Genomic DNA, 1,178 nt, shown 5'->3' with positions numbered 1-1,178 from the left:
TATGGCTGGACGCCGCGCGGCGAACTGGCGGTGGTGTATGACCGTAGTGGCAAACAGGTGCGCAGCTTTACTTACGATGATAAATACCGGGGCCGGATGGTGGCGCACCGTCACACGGGCCGGCCGGAAATCCGTTACCGTTACGACAGCGACGGGCGGGTGACAGAACAGCTAAACCCGGCAGGCTTAAGTTACACGTATCAGTATGAGAAGGACCGCATCACCATCACCGACAGCCTGAACCGCCGTGAAGTGCTGCACACGCAGGGCGAAGCCGGGCTGAAGCGGGTGGTGAAAAAGGAACACGCGGACGGCAGCGTCACGCAGAGTCAGTTTGATGCGGTGGGCAGGCTTAAGGCACAGACAGATACGGCAGGCAGGACAACAGAGTACAGCCCGGATGTGGTGACGGGCCTCATCACGCGCATCACCACGCCGGATGGCAGGGCATCGGCGTTTTACTATAACCACCACAGCCAGTTAACGTCAGCCACCGGGCCTGACGGGCTGGAAATACGCCGGGAATATGATGAATTGGGCCGTCTGATTCAGGAAACTGCCCCTGACGGCGATATCACCCGCTACCGTTATGATAATCCACACAGTGACTTACCCTGCGCAACGGAAGATGCCACCGGCAGCCGGAAAACCATGACGTGGAGCCGTTACGGTCAGTTGCTGAGCTTCACCGACTGTTCCGGTTATGTAACCCGTTATGACCATGACCGCTTCGGGCAGATGACGGCGGTGCACCGCGAGGAAGGGCTGAGTCAGTACCGCGCATACGACAGCCGTGGACAGTTAATTGCCGTGAAAGACACGCAGGGCCATGAAACGCGGTATGAATACAACATCGCCGGTGACCTGACCACCGTCATTGCCCCGGACGGCAGCAGAAACGGGACACAGTACGATGCGTGGGGAAAGGCCGTCCGTACCACGCAGGGCGGGCTGACGCGCAGTATGGAATACGATGCTGCCGGACGGGTCATCCGCCTGACCAGTGAAAACGGCAGCCACACCACCTTCCGTTACGATGTACTCGACCGGCTGATACAGGAAACCGGCTTTGACGGCCGCACACAGCGTTATCACCACGACCTGACCGGCAAACTTATCCGCAGCGAGGATGAGGGGCTGGTCACCCACTGGCACTATGACGAAGCAGACCGCCTCAC

The 1,178-nt window shown here is 59.3% G+C and carries 1 pseudogene; it reads left to right on the top strand.

Features of this window, described 5'->3' with window-relative positions:
- A pseudogene (gene rhsB, locus RTW80_RS25675) lies at positions 1-1,178 on the top strand (rhs element protein RhsB); the annotation flags it as partial.

The sequence above is a fragment of the Escherichia sp. AM3 genome (assembly GCF_032029835.1).
In the GTDB taxonomy this organism is placed as follows: domain Bacteria; phylum Pseudomonadota; class Gammaproteobacteria; order Enterobacterales; family Enterobacteriaceae; genus Escherichia; species Escherichia coli.
Note: the sequence above shows the minus strand (reverse complement) of the source record. Positions and strands in the feature narration are given on the sequence as shown.